The following is an 18,322-nucleotide window of genomic DNA, read 5'->3' on the forward strand; positions in this document are numbered from 1 at the left end:
AACGTTGAACGGAGGTGCGATATGCCGTACGAGCATGAGAAACTGACAGAAGAAAAGGTGTTTAAAGACCCGGTACACCGCTATATTCACGTGAGAGATCGCGTCATCTGGGATGTCATCGGCACCCGGGAATTTCAGCGGCTGCGCAGAATCCGGCAGCTCGGCACAACGTATCTCGTATTTCACGGAGCGGAGCACAGCCGATTCCAGCACTCGCTCGGCGTCTATGAAATTGTCCGCCGCATCATCGACAGCGGTTTCGGAGGGCGTCCTGAATGGAATGAGGATGAACGACTGGTTGCGCTGTGCGCAGCACTCCTTCATGACCTCGGCCATGGACCGTTTTCACATGCATTTGAGAAAGTTTTCGACTTGGACCACGAAAAGTTCACCCAAGCGATTTTATTAGGAGACACGGAAGTGAATGCCGTGCTCAGCCGCGTAAGCCCGGAGTTTCCGCAGCGTGTCGCGGATGTCGTAGGCAAAACATACAAGGACAAGCTCGTGATCAGCCTGATCTCCAGCCAAATTGACGCAGACCGTATGGATTACTTACAGCGAGACGCTTATTATACAGGCGTTCAGTACGGTCACTTCGACATGGAGCGGATTTTGCGCGTCATGCGTCCTGCTGAAGAACAAGTCGTCATCAAGTCGAGCGGCATGCACGCCGTCGAAGACTACATCATGAGCCGCTACCAAATGTACTGGCAAGTGTATTTCCACCCCGTTTCGCGCAGTGCAGAAGTGATCCTCATCAAGATCCTGCATCGCGCAAAAGCACTGTATAAGGATGGCTATCGCTTCCAGCAAGAACCTGTACCATTCAGTTCTTTTTTCGATAAAACCATCACGCTTGAAGACTATATTTCTCTAGACGAAGGCGTCCTATTTACATATTTCCAGCTTTGGATGAAAGAGAAGGACCCGATTCTATCTGATTTATGCCGCCGGTTCATTAATCGTAAGCTATTTCAATATGCCGAGTTCGATCCTGCGAAAGAGTATCGTAAAATCGGACAGCTCGATGCATTGTTCAAAGAAGCAGGCATTGATCCCGAGTATTATTTAGTCACGGACTCTTCTTCCGATTTGCCGTACGATTTTTATCGTCCGGGAGAAGAAAACGAACGCGTTCCAATCTATTTACAACTTCCAAATGGGGAGTTGAGCGAACTGTCCCGGTCATCCGATATCGTCGATGCCATTTCCGGCAAACGCCGTACGGACCACAAAATCTATTTCCCTGAAGACATACTTGAAGCAGGACAAAAGGACAATCCTCTATATAAAGAAATTTTACAGCTGGTAAGAGGCTAGAAAGGAGCGTGCGCAATGCTTGCGGAACACGCGAAAATCGTTCAAATGATTTCCCTGGCGGATGAAGTGAATGGCAGAAAAAAGCTGCAGAAGATGGTCTATATATTAAAAAAGATGGCATTTCCTTTCGTAGAAAAATACGAACTGCACATGTACGGCCCCTATTCAGAGGAGCTGACGCTGCGCGTTGAAGAGCTGTGTGAAATGGGCTTTTTGGATGAAACCTGCACGGACAAAGGGTCATACGTCCAATATACGTACCACGCAACCGAAGACGGGCTTAAGTTTTCAGAGACAGGGGATGCCCCTAAGCAATCACTTGCACCATGCATCAGCAAGTTAAACGGCCAGAGTTCACGCTTTTTGGAACTCGTATCCACGTTACTCTATTTCGACCATTTAGAGCGTGCCGAACAAATTGAAAAGGTGCGCATCGTTAAAAATAAATTGAACTTTTCGGATGAAGAGATGGATGCTGCCTTTGAATTCATCACAGAAATGGCAGCGTGTGCTGCCGCATAATCCATTCCGCAAAAAAGCCGGATGCACAAGGGAATTCCTTGATGCATCCGGCTTATTGTTATTGATCGCTTAATCGTTTTCCGCCCACCGCGTAATGATTCTTCGGCATTTCTTCAATGAACACAACAATGTTTTCCCGAGGTGCATTCGCTGTTTCCATAACAGCTTCCGTCACTTTTTCGACCATCGCACGCTTTTGTTCTTCCGTGCGCCCCTCCAGCATTTTAACAGTTACATACGGCATACAATTTCCACCTTTCGAATAACTTCGGTATAGTAGATATACTACCAGATAGAAAGGGGTTTGCGGAAATGCCAGACGAACAGCAACCGAAACCAAAGCAAAAGTTAGGGTTTACCATTATAAAGAATGATCCAACGGACGGGCACAAAGGATTCGGCATCGGATCATTATCTTTGGAAAACATTACACCTGTCATGGTGGACACGGAAGAAGGACTGGCGTCTATCGAAATTGGCGCCATGCATGCGAAAAGCGACATCGAGCGGGGCATCAAGTTCACAACAAACCGTGAAGACTCCGAGGGCGGCAAGCTGTATTGGCTCGTATGGGTTACGATTGATTTCAACCAAAACGGACCGTACTATGCAGGAGTCACGTCATGCGAAATGATCGTCAATCGCGAAAAAAGACGCGGCTACAAGCTGCTCGCAGATCACGTGAATTTGATGGACAAATCCATGAAGCGCCGCATTATCGTCGACAATATGGATGAAAAATCGAAAAAGATTTTAGCGGATTTCCTGAAAGAGCACAATGAAGAAATGTGGAACAACAGCGAACCCAAACTGCACATCGATCTCAGTGAATCATCCCCGCATTTATGAAATGATTCGAAAAATCACGGAAAGTCGACAATCGATGGTTGTATGTCGCGACAAAACGAAGTAAACTAAGGATAGCTTGCAATTGCTAAGCTAGGACACTCGGGCTCGCCCGACACAAAAAGCTTCCCGCCCGTTAGACCCAACAGGCAGGAAGCTTTTTTGTTGTAATAAAATCTGCTGGGCAACCCGCTCGTTTGGGCGCTGACCCGCCCGTTCCGTCACTGAACCCGCTCGTTCTGGCGCTCGACCCGCTCATTCTGGCGCTGAACCCGCTCGTTCCGCCATCCGACCCGCTCATTCCGGCGCTGAACCCGCCCGTTCCGCCATCCGACCCGCTCATTCCGACTCAGAACCCGCTCGTTTCGCCGTCCGACCCGCTCGTTACCACGCCCAAACCGCTCATTCCAGCCAAAAACCCGCTCCATCCCGAAATCCAACCTGCCAGCCTCACTCAAAAAACGAAAATGGGAACAACTCGAACTCCTTTTCCTTCTTCGAACCTTTCAATCGCGACTCGCGCAGCGTCTTATCCGTGCACAGCTGCTTCGGAACGTCCTTCTCTTTCAGATATACAAGCCGCTGCTTGCTGCAGCCTTCAACTGCTAATCCGCCCGTCTCGATATCCACCGTTACGCCTTTCACGCCCTTTGGCGGCAGGAACGGCTCAGGACTCAACCCTTCATGCGCTCCTTCCATGAATTCAATCCAAATTTGCTTCGACACCGATTTATCGATTGCATTTTCCAGCTGTTTCCCGACGTCATAGCCTGTCCAAATACCCGCAGTCAGCGTCGGGGAGTAGCCAATCAAATATTGATCGGAAATCGTCGTTCCGGACTTCGCTGCATATGGACGCGACTGTTTCGCGCGCATCGAAATGCCTGTCGAAGTTAAATAATCATTGAATACAGGGTCAAACATGCCAGTCAATAAATGCGTTAACACAGAAGCATTCTGCTCCGTCATTGCGCGTTTCTTGGTTTGCTCGGGATGCTCATACACAAGCTTTCCTCGAGAATCCTCAATGGATAAAATCATCACAGGTTCAATTTTCTTCCCGCCGGACGCAATCCGATTATACGCACTCGTCATTTCAAAGAGTGTCACGGAAGACGTCCCAAGTGCAACCGCTGGAGACTCTGGGAATTTCACGTTGATCCCCAACTTTTCGGCCATCGCATTATACTTTTTATAGCCAACCTCCTCCAGCGTTTTCACCGCGTAAATGTTATCCGACACGGCAACTGCCTGCGCAAGTGAAATTGGGTGGTCCCCGAATTTCCCATTCACATTACTCGGTTCATACGAAGAACGACCATCGTCGTACGTGAAAATCGTCTGCTCCGTCGAAATATAAGTGAGTGGATTAAACCCGTCCTCTAACGCCGCTGCATACAAAATGGGTTTCATCGCAGAACCAGGCTGACGTTTTGCCTGGGTCACCCGGTTGAACGGACTGCCTGCATAACTGCGCCCGCCGACCATTGCCGTCACTTCACCGGTCTCAGGTTTCATCGCAACGAACCCAAGCTGCAGTTCATTTTTCGGCATCCGGTCCGCAATCACATCTTCTGCCGTCTTTTGGTGCTTCAAGTCGAGCGTCGTCTTAATGGTCCAGCCGCCTTCAGCAGGGTATCGGCCTTTATCCGTCAAAATCTTTTCAGCCTCCTGCCACACCTCATTTAAAAAATAGGGAGCGACATCTTTAGTGCTGGACCAATCCTCAGTTTTCAATGCGATCGTCTGCTCAGCCGCACGTTCTTTCTGCTCGGAGGATATGAAACCTTGTTCTTCCATCAGCCGCAGCACGATTTTTTTCCGATACGTTGATTTCTCCATATTGGCAGCAGGGGAATAAATCGAAGGGCCTTTTGGAATCGCAGCGATCGTAGCCGCCTCTTCTAGTGTCAGTTCGCCCACCGGCTTTCCGAAGAAATACCGGCTCGCCGCTTCCACGCCATACATTCCATGTCCAAAATAGACAGTATTCAAATAGCCTTCTAAGATTTTTTCTTTATCGTAAAATATCTCCATCCGGTAGGCGTAAAGCGCTTCGTTGGCCTTGCGGGTCCAAGACTTTTCGTTGGATAAATACAAATTCCGTGCGTATTGCTGCGTAATTGTACTCGCACCTTCCACTTTTCGACGTGCCTTCACGTCTTTCAGCACAGCGCCGCCAATCCGTTTGTAGTCAAATCCGTTATGCTTGTAAAAGTTTCGATCCTCAACAGCGACAAACGCATCGATCAAAGAAGGGGACATTTTGTCAATATCGACCCAATAACGCCGCTCGCCTGAAAAACGATCACCGATTTGCCGATCATTCCGGTCCATAAAAACGGATGCTTCAGGGACGCTCAACGAAGGAGGACCCGCGATTTGTGCATACACTCTTAGACAGACAAGCACTGTAAACAGCGCAGTGGCCGCAGTAATCGCAAGCAGCCCGGCGAACCGGAACCGTGCTCTGCGTTTATTCTTCTTTACATAGTCCGTTCGCCGCATATCATCCCATCCTTCTCGACACTCTTTTAAGAGTAGTATGCGAAAGGTCTAGTCAAATTAAACGGAAGACTTGGAAAAAACGCACCTCATCAAGCAATGATTGAAAAAAGGACAGTGGAACGGCTATAATAGAGAGATATATGAATTTAAAGGCGGTGAGCGGATGGGAACGCAAAACTCGGCGATGCCGGTAACGATTAAGCTAAAGTCGGCAATCCAACATCCCGGACAGGAAACCGATAAATACGAGCTCGAAGTAGAAGGAACCATCATTGAAAAATCAGGCAATCGTTATTTGCGCTATGAAGAAGAGCAAAACCGTGAAATCATAAAAACGATGATCAAGCTTGACCCGGAAGATGCGCTTGTCATGCGGACGGGCGCCATAAGAATGCGGCTGCCGTTTGAATTGCACGGCAAACGTGTCGGGACATACGCTAACGGACCACTCGCGATGGACCTGCTCGTCGTAACAAAAGCACTTTCCATTAAAAATGAACAAACAACAGGAGAATTCCATGTGCATTACGACATGCACTCCGAACAATCCTTGCTTGGCACGTACCAACTAACTATTCACTATGCGGAGGGAAACTTATGAATGCAGTAGAACAGATTCAGCACGAAGTTAAAACCGCGTTGCACAACGCAGTTCTAGCAACAGGCTTAGTAGAAGAGACAGACGTACCGGCCATTAAGCTGGAAACCTCGAGAAGTAAAGAAAACGGCGATTACGCAACGAACATTGCCATGCAGCTTACGAAATTAGCGAAAAAGCCTCCGCGTGCGATTGCAGAAGCAATTCTTGAAAAGTTGGATAAAACCGGAACATCTATCGAATCGATCGACATTGCAGGACCAGGATTCATGAACATCGTCTTGAAAAAGGATTACTTGGATGACGTGGTGAAAACAGTAGTCGAGCAATCGGCGAAATACGGCCGCAATGATTCAGGTAAAAACGAGAAAATCCAAGTCGAGTTTGTATCAGCAAACCCAACAGGAGATTTGCACTTAGGACATGCTCGCGGTGCATCACTCGGCGATTCCCTGTGCAACATCCTCGACTTTGCCGGTTACGACGTATCCCGCGAATACTACATTAACGATGCGGGAAAACAAGTGGAAAACTTGGCGTATTCAGTAGAAGCACGTTACTTTGGCGAACTGGGACTTGAAAAGGAAATGCCGGAAGACGGCTATCAAGGTCCTGACATCATTGAAATCGCTAAACAGCTAGTAGAAGAATACGGCGACAAATTCGTGCACGTGTCTGATGAAGAGCGTTACGCATTTTTCCGCGAATATGGCTTGAAAATCGAGCTTGGCAAACTGCAGCAAGATTTAGCAGACTTCCGTGTGCCATTTGATGTCTGGTTCTCAGAGACTTCATTGTACAAAGACGGCAAAATCGACGTTGCGCTGAACAAGCTTCGCGAAAATGGCCACGTATTTGAAGAAGAAGGCGCGACATGGTTCCGTTCGACTGAATTCGGCGACGACAAAGACCGTGTGCTCATTAAGAACGATGGTTCATACACATATTTAATGCCGGATATCGCGTATCACGAAGACAAATTGAATCGAGGATTTGATAAACTCATCAACATTTGGGGTGCTGATCACCACGGCTACATTCCTCGTATGAAAGCAGCTATCCAAGCGCTTGGCTATGACCGCGACACGCTGGAAGTGGAAGTCGCGCAAATGGTGCAGCTTTATAAAGATGGCGAAAAGTTCAAGATGAGTAAACGTACAGGTAAAGCCGTTACACTTCGCGAACTCGTTGAACTCGTTGGATTAGACGCAACGCGCTACTTCTTTGCAATGCGTTCCGGCGATGCGCAGATGGACTTCGACTTGGACCTGGCTGTTTCGAAATCAAATGAAAACCCGGTGTACTACGCACAATACGCGTACGCTCGAATTTCATCGATTTTACGTGCAGCTGAAGAAAAAGGCGTATCCGCATCTGTTGCGAATGTTTCCTTGCTGAAAGCGGAAAAAGAGATTGATTTGATCAAAAAAATCGGGGACTTCCCGCAACTCGTCAGTGACGCTGCACGCCTCCGCGCACCGCACCGCATCACGACGTACATTCAGGAACTCGCATCCACATTCCACAGTTTCTACAACGCGGAAAAAGTATTGGATGATGACAACCGCGAGCTATCTGAAGCACGCCTGGCGCTAATCACAGCAGCCCGCACAACGATTGCCAATGCATTGAAACTCGTTGGCGTCGCAGCACTAGAACGTATGTAATTTATATTTTTAGGCCCTCCACTCCACGTGGAGGGCTTTTTTCGTATTAAGATAGAAGCGAAGCGCTACCAATTAATCTCTCAAACCGGGCTGAATTGTGTCCCGTTATCGAGAAACTTCGCTAAGTGATGGAGAAATGCCCGTATGTGTCGGAGAAACTTCCGTGAATGTAGAACAAATCTCCCAAGTGTCCGACACCCCAAACCTTCCATCTCCCATCCCCATGACAATATTCACCAGCAGCTCTCGACATTTGCAGACACTTCTGTATAATAGGAATGTAGCAAATTACATAACAAACGCGAAAAAGGTGCCTCGAACGATCGGGGTTAAAAGGGAAGCCGGTTAGAGTCCGGCGCGGTCCCGCCACTGTACGTGCGAGCTTATTTGAGAATGCCAGCGAAAACCCTTCGCAGCCGGCACAAAATAAGCATTGATGCACAAGCCAGGATACCTGCCTATTTTCGATAATCACCCGAGATCTACGAGGATAGACATGGTGAAATTTGGCGAAGTCTGCCTCATTTCCAATGCGCTCATCCTCCGAAAACAGTACGGGGGATTTTTGTTTGGACAAAACAGGAGGAACTTTCCATGAAAAAAATGTGGCAACTGTGGCTGACAGCCGTACTTGCTGTCTTGCTTTTAACCGCTTGTGGCGGAGCAGACGACAACAAAGACAAAGGAACAGATAACAACGCAGCAACAACTGAGCAATCCGACAAAGATAACGGATCCGATTCAGAAGCAAGTGAAGATGCCGACGCCGCAACTTACCCAATGACACTAAAAGATGCAACTGGTGTAGAAATCACACTTGAAAAAGCACCAGAAACCATCATTTCTACACTTCCAAGCAACACGGAAATTCTATTTGCACTCGGACTCGACGACGAAATCGTTGCAGTCGATGACTATTCCGACTACCCGGAAGACGCATTAGAGAAAGAAAAAATAGGTGACATGAACCTCAACATTGAAAAAATCATTTCCATGAATCCCGAAATGGTATTCGGACACGAAATGTCACTTCCTGGTTCTGAAGCGGGCTACCAACAAATCCGTGATGCTGGAATTCCCGTTTACATCGTGAAGAATGCGATGAACTTCGACGAAACGTACAGCACAATCGAAGCAATTGGCGAAGCAACTGGCAAATCAGAAGAAGCGGCAAAAGTCGTGGAAGACATGAAAGCGAAAGTGGAAGAAGTCGTAGCAAAAACTGACGACATCGAAACTCCTAAACGTGTCATCGTAGAAACATCAGACGTACCTGAAATTTACGTGCCTGGTAAAAACACATTCATGCAAGAAATCCTCGACAAGATCGGCGCTGAAAACGTCGTAACCGAAGATGGATGGATCATGATCAGCCCTGAAGAAATCGTAAAACAAAATCCGGACGTCATGGTCATCATGCACGACTACACACCTGACGTGATCAACAGCGTCAAAAAGCGTGACGGCTTCGCTGACATTACAGCTGTCAAAGAAGATCAAGTTGTTCAAGTCGACTCAAACTTAACTAGCCGAACAGGTCCGCGTCTTGCTGAAGGACTTGAAGAAGTCGCAAAAGCAGTCTACCCAGAGGCATTTAAGTGAGAAACCCGCTGATCGCCTACATCGTTTCAGCTGCCGTTCTTTTAACGGCAGTTGGCCTCGGTGTATCTATCGGATCTGTCCACGTGCCGATCAGCACGTTATGGAACCAAGGAGCAGATACGACGGCGACCAATATTTTATGGAAAATCAGAATGCCGCGCGTTATCCTAGCTGGACTCGTCGGCGCCTCTCTTGCCATTGCTGGTGCTGCATTTCAAGGGTTACTTAAAAACCCGCTTGCAGATCCATACACCCTCGGAGTGTCATCCGGCGCCTCTGTAGGTGCTGTGATGACACTCTTTTTTGGCATTAGCATTCCATTCCTTGGTCTCTACACACTCCCAGTTTTCAGTATGGTGGGAGCCGCCATCACGATGTTTGTCGTCCTCGGCTTCGCCAAACTCGTCGACCGCGGTCTCAACATGGAAACGATCATATTAACTGGAATCATTTTCGGCTCGTTCCTCGGCTCAGTGCTTTCACTGATGATTGCGCTTACAGGTGAAGAACTGCGTCAAATCATCGGCTGGCTTCTCGGAAGCGTCTCAATGCGCGGCTGGAATTACATCAACATGATTCTCCCATTCACCATCATTGGTTCATTTTTATTGTGGATGAACCGCAGAGAACTGAACGCAATGCTATTCGGAGAAGACCGGGCGAAGCACTTAGGCGTCGACGTCAAACGACGCAAGCTCGTCATCTTAATCGGCGGCTCCATCCTGACCGGGGCAGCTGTCTCTGTTTCCGGCACCATCGGTTTCGTCGGACTCGTCGTCCCGCACATGACACGCCTGCTTTGGGGGTCGGATCATCGTCACCTGCTGACGCTGTCGTTCATGAACGGGGCAACGCTGCTCATCATTTGTGACCTTCTTGCACGCACAATTATTTCGCCGACGGAACTGCCTGTAGGCGTCATCACTGCATTAATCGGAGCACCCGTGTTTGCATTCATCTTTTATCGGCAACGGAAAGGAGGGACAGCGTAATGTTACAAGTAACGGGAGTAACAGGCGGATATGGCAAGGAACCGATTGTCAAAAACGTATCGTTCAACGTGCAGCCTGGAGAAATTCTGGGCATTCTCGGTCCGAACGGCAGCGGGAAATCGACGCTTCTGAAAATGATTTCGGGCATTTTACCAAAACAAGAGGGATCGGTTGAAATCGGTGGAAAAGATGCAGACAGGTACTCACCGAAAGAGTTCGCACGCAACGTTGCGGTTCTTCCTCAAATGCACGCACACGCATTTTCACACACGGTCCGTGCAACCGTTGAACTCGGACGCTATCCCTACCAGACGGGACTTTTCTCTTCGTGGACTGCTGAAGATGAGGCAGCCGTAACTCACGCAATGGAACGGACAGGGGTAACGCGCTATGAAAATACGTTGATCGAATCGTTATCAGGCGGAGAACAGCAGCGAGTTTTTGTCGCACAAGCCTTAGCCCAGCAAGCCCCGCTTTTGTTATTGGATGAACCCACAAACCATCTGGACATCGCGTACCAGCAGCAATTGCTCGACACCGTCAGAAGTCTCGCAATAGACGAAGGCAAAACAGTCGTATCCGTTTTCCATGACATAAATTTGGCGGCACTCTATTGCGATCGGTTATTGCTCATGGAAAAAGGGGGAATCGCAAAAATCGGCTTGCCGCAAGACGTTGTACGGGAACCCATTATTCATTCCGTCTACAAAGCAGCAGTCAAAACGCAAGCACATCCGGAATTGCCAAAACCGCAAATGACGCTGCTGCCGTCCCTGAATAACACCCCAACAAAACCTTTCGTTGTGGATGAAACCCAGTTCACCGTTACCGCAGACAGTGTTCAATTTCACGCACCTCAATCACTCAAAACGGTTTCATCTGCCGTCCATAATCCTGGAACTGGCTGGTATACAACGTTCGTCAATCGTCATGTAGACGCAGCTTATGATTGCGACGATGTGAAAAAGGAAATGGAAGAGTACCTTGAAAAGGGAGGTCATCATCTGACCGATACAGTCGGCATGATGACCGCTGTCCAAACGCTGCATGCTGAAATTGCGACGTATGCAGATGAAGGCCTTTCTATCATTATCGCAGTGACGGCGGGGGTAGGGAATGCAGTCGATGTCTCAAAAGCCATTGAAAGAGAAGCGCATGTCGGCACCATTAACACGTGGATGATTGTCAACGGAAGGCTTTCTGATGAAGCATTCATCCAAGCAATGATCACCGCAACGGAAGCGAAAACACGTGCGCTTCAAACGGAAAACATCCTGGATCCGTTAACTAGGACTCAAGCAACAGGCACTTCCACGGATAGTTTACTTGTCGCAGCAACGCAAACAGGTCCAGAACTTCCTTACGCAGGACCCATCACACCGCTCGGAAAATTGATTGGGACAGGCGTTTATGAATGCACGATCCGCGCAATCCAGACATATAAGGAGGCAAAAGGATGGGAGTCTTGATAGGTTCCCATCTGCTCGCTGTAACACTCGGGTTTTTCCTAGATAAGCTTATTGGAGATCCGCCCCATTGGCCGCATCCTGTGCGTTGGATTGGTACGTACATTTCTAAACTGACAAACGGCTTGAACAAAGGAAGCAAGCGCACTGCCAAAGGATTCATCTTGCTGCTCTTAGTTGTCCTGCCAACATTCCTAGTAGCGGCGCTATTATCATTCACAGCCTATTGGTGGAATCCGGCAGCTGGAGTTGCAGTCGAAACGGTTCTGATTGCAATCGGACTGGCACAAAAAAGTTTACGCACCGCAGCGCTAGACGTCGCGAAACCGCTCATGGCAAAGGATATGAAAGAAGCGCGTGTGAAACTTTCGTGGATTGTCGGACGTGATACGGACAGGCTGGACGAATCTGAAATCACCCGCGGTGTGGTAGAAACGGTATCGGAAAACATTTCAGACGGCGTCACGGCGCCCCTTTTCTTCGCATTCATTCTCGGGGCTCCGGGGTTGTGGCTGTACAAAGCTGTGAACACATTGGACTCGATGGTCGGCTATAAGGATGACCGGTATCGTCAATTCGGAACGGCCTCCGCACGCGCAGACGACGTACTGAATTTCATTCCAGCGAGAATTACAGGATTCTTTATCCTCATTCTGTCGAAAAATGAAGGAGGCATCCCGCTTCGGAAGCGACTCGAAGGATGGCGGACAGATGCGAAAAAACACCCGAGTCCGAACAGCGGCTACCTGGAAGCGGCTACCGCCTGGCAGCTTGGCGTCCAGCTTGGCGGAACAAATAGTTATAAAGGTGTCGCATCCCGCCGACCAAAGTTTGGTCCGAACTTACAAAAACTCACTGCCATTCATATCGATCAAACACTCGTCCAATTGAAACGCGCTGCCTCAGGCGTTTGGGCGCTCGGCATCATCATCGGAGGGATCATCTATGCCATTGCCTGACCATGGTGCGAACCCGCACAAATTATACGAAACATTGAACCTCAAGCGACCGCCAAAGATCCTCGATTTCAGCGAGAATTGTAATCCGATAGGTCCGCCTGTAGCGATTCAAACTAGCTGGATCGAACTTCTGCCGGCCATTGCCCGTTATCCAGATCCGACCGGTGAACCGTTCCGCTCAGCGGTCGCAGCGTTTCATAGAATCGAAGCTGCTCAACTCATTCTCGGCAATGGAGCAGCAGAAATTCTATCGCTCATTGCCAATCAATATCGGGGGAAACGAGCAATTCTCGTTCACCCGACGTTCTCGGAATACGAAGCGACGTTAACCGCTGCGGGGGCACACTTCACTCATGTCCAAGCACGCGAAGAAAACGGATTCGCACTGCCAGTCGACGAACTCAAAAGCACAATGGAAACAGCGGACGTCCTATACATATGTACACCCAACAATCCGACCGGTGTATTGCCGGGCCGATCTGAATTAGTCTCTCTTATTCAGCATGCAGCAACGGTTTCCTGCGATGTTGTTCTGGACGAAGCATTCATTGATTGGGTCGATGAAACCTTGTCGTTCATTCCGGAAATCGAGCACTATCCGAATGTGATTGTCGTCCGTTCGATGACGAAATTATACGCGATTCCAGGAATCCGCCTTGGATATGCGGTTGCACATCCTGATCGAATTGACTCGCTCAAGCAAAGTGCCCCCCATTGGAACATCAACGCGATTGCAGCGCAGCTCGGCGCGATTTGCTTGCAGCAAGCGGACTACCGCGAGCATTCCATTCAACAAGCAGTTGAAGAACGACTTAAAATGACCGGCTTTTTAACCGCACATGGCTGCAAAGTAATCGACTCTGTTGCGAACTTCATTCTATTCCAGCCGCCTGTAGATCGTGCTGCAAGTGACATATTCATTCAACTTCTTAACCAAGGAATCGTCGTTCGTCATACCGAGAACTTCAAAGGGCTCGACGGTCAATGGCTCCGAATCGGCATGAAATCTGCCGCTGAAATGGATCTCTTACGGAATGCATTAGCTCCTCTTTTGGATAAAACCTGCGGCACATTGACATTCATAAGCGGTGGGGTGCGAAGCGGTAAAAGTGCCTGCGCAGAACAACTTGTCCGAAAAGAAGCAAAACAGACTGGCGGCCGTCTCGTTTACATCGCTTCCGGTACCTCAACTGACGACGAAATGGCAGCAAGGATTGCGCGCCATCAATCAGATCGGGCGAACGACGGCTGGATGACGATTGAACAGCCAACTCATTTGGAGGATGTGCTGCTGCACTTGCTGCCAGGCGACCATGTCCTTTGGGACTGCGTCACGACATGGCTTGGAAACGAAGCATTTGAAGGCTGGGAGTCAGGGACACCTTGTATTTTGCAGAAGGACTGCATCGAGCAAAAGGTGAATACATTGCTGAAGACAATCGAGCAGATTCAACAACGTTCGAATCAATTCGTCATTGTTTCAAACGAAGTGTTTGATGAACCATTGAAAACGGAAGAAATCACACGTACGTACACACAGGTACTCGGAAACATCCATCAAGCAATTGTTGCGCTAGCGGATACTGCGATTGAAATGGACAGCGGATTGCCGATTGTCCATAAACAAGGAGGGATGCACGGATGAAAGGAATCATGGTCATGGGAACCGCCTCGGACGTAGGAAAAAGCCTAGTCTGCACAGCGCTATGCCGGCTGCTCGCGAATGACGGAATACGCGTGGCGCCGTTCAAATCCCAGAATTTATCCCCATATACTGAACTCGCAATGGACGGGACACCAATCAGCCGTGCGCAATTCATCCAAGCCGAAGCTGCACGGGTCGAGCCGGCTGCGGACATGAACCCAATCATCTTGCAGCCTGCGTCTGATGGAACATTGACTGGTACGTTTTGCGGCAAACGACTCGAACCTGTAAGTGGAATGGCGTATCGCGATGTCTATTATGAGCAGGCAATAAAAGCAATTGGACATTCACTCGAATCGTTAAACGAGTCATTTGAAGCGATTGTTATCGAAGGTGCCGGGAGCCCTGTTGAGATGAATTTACTCGCACGCGACATCGTAAACATGCGAGTCGCTGAACTGGCGGACGTTCCTGTCATACTTGTTGCGGACATCGACCGGGGCGGTGTGTTTGCATCCATCATAGGGACACTGGAATTGCTGAAGCCAACGGAGCGAAACCGTGTAAAAGCGATTATTGTCAATAAATTCAAAGGGGACCCCGCGGGATTCCAAGAGGGGATTGAATTCATCGAATCGTATACGGGGATTCCAGTAGCTGGCGTGCTGCCATTCAAAAGCGATCACGGAATCGCGGAAGAAGATACCGAACGACCGGAAACGCAAGCGCCGAGCGGAGTGGATCCTTATGATGCGTGGTCTGAACACGTACAGAATCATATCGACTGGACTTTGCTGAAAGAGATTATGGGAGTAGCCAGCCGATGAATGGCATATTGCTAGCGCTGCAGTTTTTCACAAGCATTCCCATCCGGAAAGAGCTGCCGATGGAAAAGCGGCATGTCACGGCGATGTATGGCGCGCTGCCGTTTGTCGGAATATTGATTGGCCTGGGGATGACTGCAAGTATTCTGTTAAGTGACTGGCTTGGATTCGGGTCAATTCTTGCTGCAGTCTTGACGCTGATTGTCGGGATTGCTCTCACGGGAGGCTTGCATTTGGACGGAGTGGCAGACACCAGTGATGCGTATTTTTCGTATCGTGATCAGACAAGGCGCCATGAAATTCTCGCGGATCCCCGAATCGGCGCATTCGGCACACTGGGACTCATCGTGTTCATCCTATTGAAATTCGCTTTGCTTCAAGAATTGATTGCAGCGAATCATGCAAGCGTCAGTGTCCTGATCGCAGTTCCGTTTTTTGCCCGTGGTGCTATGGTGATTTACTTTGTTACAGCGAAACCTGCGAAAGCAAGCGGCATGGCGTACTTTTTTCTGGAAAAGCTGAATCGCGGACCGCTTATTTGCTGGACGATTGTATGCTTGGCAGCAGGATTAATGGCCATCGGAATTGTTTTGGATACTGTTATTCTGCCGTTAGTCATTGCGGGTGTGACGGGTCTTTCACTTCTGCTCTATCGGTCGTGGACCATTCGTAATTTTGGAGGCGTCACGGGAGATTTAAGCGGGGCGTTCATTGAAGGAATGGAGGTCGTGTTATGGATCACGGTGTTGAGTTTGTTGTAATTCGGCATTTGCCGACTGCGGGGAATGGCAAACGGCAATACGTTGGCTGGACGGATGAACCCATCATTCCGTCTGACGCGGAGCCATATGATCGTACGATTCGGACGGTTCACGGCAGTGATTTGCTGCGGGCGAGACAAACTGCGGCATTGCTGTTTCCGAACGCGGCCTATGTTGCGGATCGCCGTTTTCGAGAATGTAATTTTGGTCAATTTGAAGGGAAAACGTATACTCAGCTTGAAAGGTATTCACATTACCGAAATTGGGTGGACGATCCGTCGGCGATTTCACCGCCTGACGGCGAATCACTGCAACAAGTAGAAACGCGCGTTTTGAAGGCGTTCCAGGAATTGCCTGCAGGGGCACATGTCGTGACACATGGCGGGCCGATTCGATTGCTTTTAGCGCGATTTGCTCCTGAACAACGTGAATTCTGGTCCTGGAATGTCCCGCACGGTTCAATCTGCCGGTTTCACTGGGAGTCAGAAGAACAGTGGAAGGAGGGACAGCGATGCACATCGTTATCGGTGGAAATGCGAACGGAAAACGGAAATTCGTCCGAGAAAGAATGCTAGAAGAAACCTGCTGGCTGGGGGATGAAACCTTGCTCGATTTAGCGGAAGTGTCTAAGCTGTCCAGCGATCAGCAGGCGGTTCTATGCAATATAGAAGAGTGGATGGAGACGCAGCTGGACGATGAAGACAAAGCGATTCAAGACTTCTTGTATGCTGTATCAGGGAAAAGCATAACGATCATTTTAACAGATATCGGAAGAGGGATTGTGCCAATGGATGCGAGTGAACGCGCGCTTCGCGATGCATGCGGACGGCTGAACCAGCATTTATTGAAAGAGGCTGCAGAAGTCACAAGGATTTGGTACGGCATTCCACAAAAATTGAAGTAAAGGGGAGAGTTTACATGAAAATCTATACAAAAACAGGGGACAAAGGGCAAACGAGTTTAATTGGAGGACGTGTCGACAAAGACAGCTTGCGCGTAGAAGCGTATGGCACGATTGATGAACTGAATTCATTCATCGGAAAAGCGATGGCAGAACTGGACTTAGAAACGTGCCGTGACATTTTTGACGACCTTGAAGCAGTTCAGAACGAATTGTTCGATGGCGGCGGAGACCTCGCGAATGTCATGAAAGAGCGTCATTACAAATTGTCCGATGAACCAATCGAAGTGCTGGAGCAGCGCATTGACGAACTGATGGAAGAAGCGCCGCCACTGGAGAAATTCATCCTGCCGGGCGGATCACATGCCGCTGCGTCCCTTCACATCTGCAGAACAGTTACGCGCCGTGCAGAACGAATTACGGTAACACTCATGAAGAATGAAGAAGACGTACCAGGTACTGTTCAGCGCTACTTGAACCGTCTATCGGACTATTTGTTCGTCGCAGCTCGTATTGTGAACAAGCGTGCAACTGTTTCAGACAACGAATACGTCCGCAGCGCGAAAGTGTTCCGTACGGGAGCGAAAGACAAAAAGGATAACGCAAGCGAATGACCGCATACCGGAACGCGATGCAGCTCGGTGACTGGATTGTCACGACGGACAATTCAGGAGGGATCGGGGAGAAGATGGATGATCTCGTCGCCGTTCCTGACCAGATTACTGCTCGTTTCGCAGCCCGCGTCGCACTGCTTGAACAGTGGGCAGCGGGAGCGGAACCTGCAGCTGTATTGCTCCATAACTTCAGCGGGGACGCGAGTTGGGATCGGTATTGCGAAGGAATCCGTGATGTATTCGATGAAATCGGAGCCGCGATGCCCCCCATCAGCGGCAGCAGTGAAACGAATATGTCAATGCGCCAATCCGCTGTTGCGGTGACGCTGCTGGGGAAGCAGACAGTCGAATCCAGCGAGTCAACCGGAGATTGGTATACATATGGAACCCCCCTCTCAGGTGAAGAGGTGCTTACAAAGGGTTCTGAAATTGCGTCGCTGACGGTCTTGGACGAAGCACGCCGCAGCGGACTGATTCAGCGCCTCTGGCCAGTCGGATCCAGCGGAATTTTGGCGGAATGGCGAGCAATCACGGAGGATCCGAATCGTTTAGTCACAAGTCCGCTCGACGGTACTTGCTCTGCAGGCCCATCGACCGTAGTGCTGCTCCAAATGGATTCGGAAAAACGAGCAGAGGCAAAACACCACTTTGGATCGTTACTGCATCCTTTGAAATGAAACTGTAAGCGCTGCTTCATCACAATCCTGAAGTTCAAAGGATTGATTGGCAGCGCTTCGCTTTTTCGTGCGGGTTTGTAGGGGAGTGAGCGGATTCTCTGAGCGTTGAAATCTAAGGGTGTGATCAAAAATAGAGGGATTTGATCATAAATCACGAATTATGCTCATAAATATGGGGAAGTGCTCATAAAGCTTGGAAAGTGATCATAACCATGTGAAAGTGATCATAACCATGTGGAAGTGATCATAAACATGGAGCAGTGATCATAACCATGTGGAAGTGCTTATAAAACTGGAGAAGTGCTCATAAACATGGGGAAATGCTTATAAAACTGGAGAAGTGCTCATAAACATGGGGAAATGCTCATAAACATGGGGAAATGCTCATAAACCAGGAGAAGTGATCATAAACCTGGGAAA

The 18,322-nt window shown here is 49.1% G+C and carries 19 protein-coding genes and 1 riboswitch; of the genes, 16 read left to right on the forward strand and 3 right to left on the reverse strand.

Annotation, left to right across the window (positions count from 1 at the left end; translation table 11 throughout):
- Positions 1–21: 21 nt before the first annotated feature.
- On the forward strand, positions 22–1,320 hold the full coding sequence (locus PGH26_RS01460) for an HD domain-containing protein (RefSeq protein ID WP_323692265.1): 1,299 nt from the start codon (positions 22–24) through the stop codon (positions 1,318–1,320).
- Positions 1,321–1,335: 15 nt separating this feature from the next.
- On the forward strand, positions 1,336–1,842 hold the full coding sequence (locus PGH26_RS01465; protein ID WP_323692266.1) for a YwgA family protein: 507 nt from the start codon (positions 1,336–1,338) through the stop codon (positions 1,840–1,842).
- Positions 1,843–1,900: 58 nt separating this feature from the next.
- Here PGH26_RS01465 and thmT read toward each other — a convergent pair whose 3' ends face one another.
- The gene (gene thmT, locus PGH26_RS01470) at positions 1,901–2,086 is read right to left on the reverse strand and encodes a 2-hydroxymuconate tautomerase (protein ID WP_025785549.1); all 186 of its coding nucleotides are present in this window, start codon (positions 2,084–2,086) and stop codon (positions 1,901–1,903) included.
- A 68-nt stretch (positions 2,087–2,154) separates the two neighbouring features.
- Here thmT and PGH26_RS01475 point away from each other — a divergent pair, with 68 nt between their 5' ends.
- Positions 2,155–2,691: a YwhD family protein gene (locus PGH26_RS01475; protein ID WP_323692267.1), complete on the forward strand. Its 537-nt coding sequence runs from the start codon at positions 2,155–2,157 to the stop codon at positions 2,689–2,691.
- A gap of 133 nt (positions 2,692–2,824) precedes the next feature.
- On the opposite strand, the gene PGH26_RS01480 is transcribed toward PGH26_RS01475, so the two are convergent.
- A complete protein-coding gene (locus tag PGH26_RS01480; RefSeq protein WP_323692268.1) occupies positions 2,825–3,031 on the reverse strand; it encodes a hypothetical protein in 207 nt (68 codons plus the stop codon).
- Positions 3,032–3,138: 107 nt separating this feature from the next.
- Complete coding sequence (locus PGH26_RS01485; protein ID WP_323692269.1) at positions 3,139–5,196, reverse strand: transglycosylase domain-containing protein; 2,058 nt, start codon at positions 5,194–5,196, stop codon at positions 3,139–3,141.
- Positions 5,197–5,359: 163 nt separating this feature from the next.
- On the opposite strand from PGH26_RS01485, the gene PGH26_RS01490 reads away from it, so the two are divergent.
- The 13 genes from PGH26_RS01490 (at position 5,360) to PGH26_RS01550 (ending at position 17,902) form a co-directional block, all read left to right on the forward strand.
- On the forward strand, positions 5,360–5,797 hold the full coding sequence (locus PGH26_RS01490) for a YwiB family protein (RefSeq protein ID WP_323692270.1): 438 nt from the start codon (positions 5,360–5,362) through the stop codon (positions 5,795–5,797).
- Positions 5,794–7,461 carry an arginine--tRNA ligase gene (gene argS, locus PGH26_RS01495; protein WP_323692271.1) on the forward strand — a complete coding sequence of 556 codons (1,668 nt, stop codon included), beginning with the start codon at positions 5,794–5,796 and terminating at the stop codon, positions 7,459–7,461. Before PGH26_RS01490 ends, argS begins: the two co-directional genes overlap by 4 nt.
- Positions 7,462–7,752: 291 nt before the next feature.
- A riboswitch (cobalamin riboswitch) is annotated at positions 7,753–7,937 on the forward strand.
- Positions 7,938–8,055: 118 nt separating this feature from the next.
- On the forward strand, positions 8,056–9,063 hold the full coding sequence (locus PGH26_RS01500) for an ABC transporter substrate-binding protein (RefSeq protein WP_323692272.1): 1,008 nt from the start codon (positions 8,056–8,058) through the stop codon (positions 9,061–9,063).
- 11 nt (positions 9,064–9,074) lie between these two features.
- Positions 9,075–10,055, forward strand: a complete 981-nt coding sequence (locus PGH26_RS01505; RefSeq protein WP_431312527.1) for a FecCD family ABC transporter permease — start codon at positions 9,075–9,077, stop codon at positions 10,053–10,055.
- Positions 10,055–11,524 (forward strand): adenosylcobinamide amidohydrolase, encoded by a 1,470-nt coding sequence (locus PGH26_RS01510; RefSeq protein WP_323692274.1) that lies wholly within the window; start codon positions 10,055–10,057, stop codon positions 11,522–11,524. The genes PGH26_RS01505 and PGH26_RS01510 overlap by 1 nt, the downstream gene beginning before the upstream one ends.
- Positions 11,512–12,480 carry an adenosylcobinamide-phosphate synthase CbiB gene (cbiB, locus tag PGH26_RS01515; RefSeq protein ID WP_431312511.1) on the forward strand — a complete coding sequence of 323 codons (969 nt, stop codon included), beginning with the start codon at positions 11,512–11,514 and terminating at the stop codon, positions 12,478–12,480. The genes PGH26_RS01510 and cbiB overlap by 13 nt, the downstream gene beginning before the upstream one ends.
- The gene (cobD, locus tag PGH26_RS01520) at positions 12,467–14,125 is read left to right on the forward strand and encodes a threonine-phosphate decarboxylase CobD (protein ID WP_323692275.1); all 1,659 of its coding nucleotides are present in this window, start codon (positions 12,467–12,469) and stop codon (positions 14,123–14,125) included. The genes cbiB and cobD overlap by 14 nt, the downstream gene beginning before the upstream one ends.
- Positions 14,122–14,952: a cobyric acid synthase gene (locus PGH26_RS01525; RefSeq protein WP_323692276.1), complete on the forward strand. Its 831-nt coding sequence runs from the start codon at positions 14,122–14,124 to the stop codon at positions 14,950–14,952. Before cobD ends, PGH26_RS01525 begins: the two co-directional genes overlap by 4 nt.
- Positions 14,949–15,710: an adenosylcobinamide-GDP ribazoletransferase gene (gene cobS / locus PGH26_RS01530; RefSeq protein ID WP_323692277.1), complete on the forward strand. Its 762-nt coding sequence runs from the start codon at positions 14,949–14,951 to the stop codon at positions 15,708–15,710. Before PGH26_RS01525 ends, cobS begins: the two co-directional genes overlap by 4 nt.
- Entirely contained in the window at positions 15,683–16,285 is a 603-nt protein-coding gene (locus PGH26_RS01535) for a histidine phosphatase family protein (protein WP_323692278.1), read from the forward strand. Before cobS ends, PGH26_RS01535 begins: the two co-directional genes overlap by 28 nt.
- A complete protein-coding gene (locus tag PGH26_RS01540; RefSeq protein ID WP_323692279.1) occupies positions 16,222–16,614 on the forward strand; it encodes a bifunctional adenosylcobinamide kinase/adenosylcobinamide-phosphate guanylyltransferase in 393 nt (130 codons plus the stop codon). Before PGH26_RS01535 ends, PGH26_RS01540 begins: the two co-directional genes overlap by 64 nt.
- A 14-nt stretch (positions 16,615–16,628) precedes the next feature.
- Entirely contained in the window at positions 16,629–17,225 is a 597-nt protein-coding gene (locus PGH26_RS01545; RefSeq protein ID WP_323692280.1) for a cob(I)yrinic acid a,c-diamide adenosyltransferase, read from the forward strand.
- The gene (locus tag PGH26_RS01550) at positions 17,222–17,902 is read left to right on the forward strand and encodes an alpha-ribazole-5-phosphate synthase (protein WP_323692281.1); all 681 of its coding nucleotides are present in this window, start codon (positions 17,222–17,224) and stop codon (positions 17,900–17,902) included. Before PGH26_RS01545 ends, PGH26_RS01550 begins: the two co-directional genes overlap by 4 nt.
- Positions 17,903–18,322: the final 420 nt, after the last annotated feature.

It is taken from the genome of Sporosarcina jeotgali (assembly GCF_033304595.1).
Taxonomy (GTDB): Bacteria; Bacillota; Bacilli; order Bacillales_A; family Planococcaceae; genus Sporosarcina; species Sporosarcina jeotgali.

Coding starts and splice junctions, on each gene's coding strand:
- PGH26_RS01510 (WP_323692274.1), top strand. CDS start 10,055: ATGTTACAAGTAACGGGAGTAACAGGCGGATATGGCAAGGAACCGATT.
- PGH26_RS01500 (WP_323692272.1), top strand. CDS start 8,056: ATGAAAAAAATGTGGCAACTGTGGCTGACAGCCGTACTTGCTGTCTTG.
- thmT (WP_025785549.1), bottom strand. CDS start 2,086: ATGCCGTATGTAACTGTTAAAATGCTGGAGGGGCGCACGGAAGAACAA.
- PGH26_RS01540 (WP_323692279.1), top strand. CDS start 16,222: ATGCACATCGTTATCGGTGGAAATGCGAACGGAAAACGGAAATTCGTC.
- PGH26_RS01485 (WP_323692269.1), bottom strand. CDS start 5,196: ATGCGGCGAACGGACTATGTAAAGAAGAATAAACGCAGAGCACGGTTC.
- PGH26_RS01475 (WP_323692267.1), top strand. CDS start 2,155: ATGCCAGACGAACAGCAACCGAAACCAAAGCAAAAGTTAGGGTTTACC.
- cbiB (WP_431312511.1), top strand. CDS start 11,512: ATGGGAGTCTTGATAGGTTCCCATCTGCTCGCTGTAACACTCGGGTTT.
- argS (WP_323692271.1), top strand. CDS start 5,794: ATGAATGCAGTAGAACAGATTCAGCACGAAGTTAAAACCGCGTTGCAC.
- PGH26_RS01535 (WP_323692278.1), top strand. CDS start 15,683: ATGGATCACGGTGTTGAGTTTGTTGTAATTCGGCATTTGCCGACTGCG.
- PGH26_RS01525 (WP_323692276.1), top strand. CDS start 14,122: ATGAAAGGAATCATGGTCATGGGAACCGCCTCGGACGTAGGAAAAAGC.
- PGH26_RS01550 (WP_323692281.1), top strand. CDS start 17,222: ATGACCGCATACCGGAACGCGATGCAGCTCGGTGACTGGATTGTCACG.
- PGH26_RS01480 (WP_323692268.1), bottom strand. CDS start 3,031: ATGAGCGGGTCGGATGGCGGAACGGGCGGGTTCAGCGCCGGAATGAGC.
- PGH26_RS01465 (WP_323692266.1), top strand. CDS start 1,336: ATGCTTGCGGAACACGCGAAAATCGTTCAAATGATTTCCCTGGCGGAT.
- cobS (WP_323692277.1), top strand. CDS start 14,949: ATGAATGGCATATTGCTAGCGCTGCAGTTTTTCACAAGCATTCCCATC.
- cobD (WP_323692275.1), top strand. CDS start 12,467: ATGCCATTGCCTGACCATGGTGCGAACCCGCACAAATTATACGAAACA.
- PGH26_RS01545 (WP_323692280.1), top strand. CDS start 16,629: ATGAAAATCTATACAAAAACAGGGGACAAAGGGCAAACGAGTTTAATT.
- PGH26_RS01460 (WP_323692265.1), top strand. CDS start 22: ATGCCGTACGAGCATGAGAAACTGACAGAAGAAAAGGTGTTTAAAGAC.
- PGH26_RS01490 (WP_323692270.1), top strand. CDS start 5,360: ATGGGAACGCAAAACTCGGCGATGCCGGTAACGATTAAGCTAAAGTCG.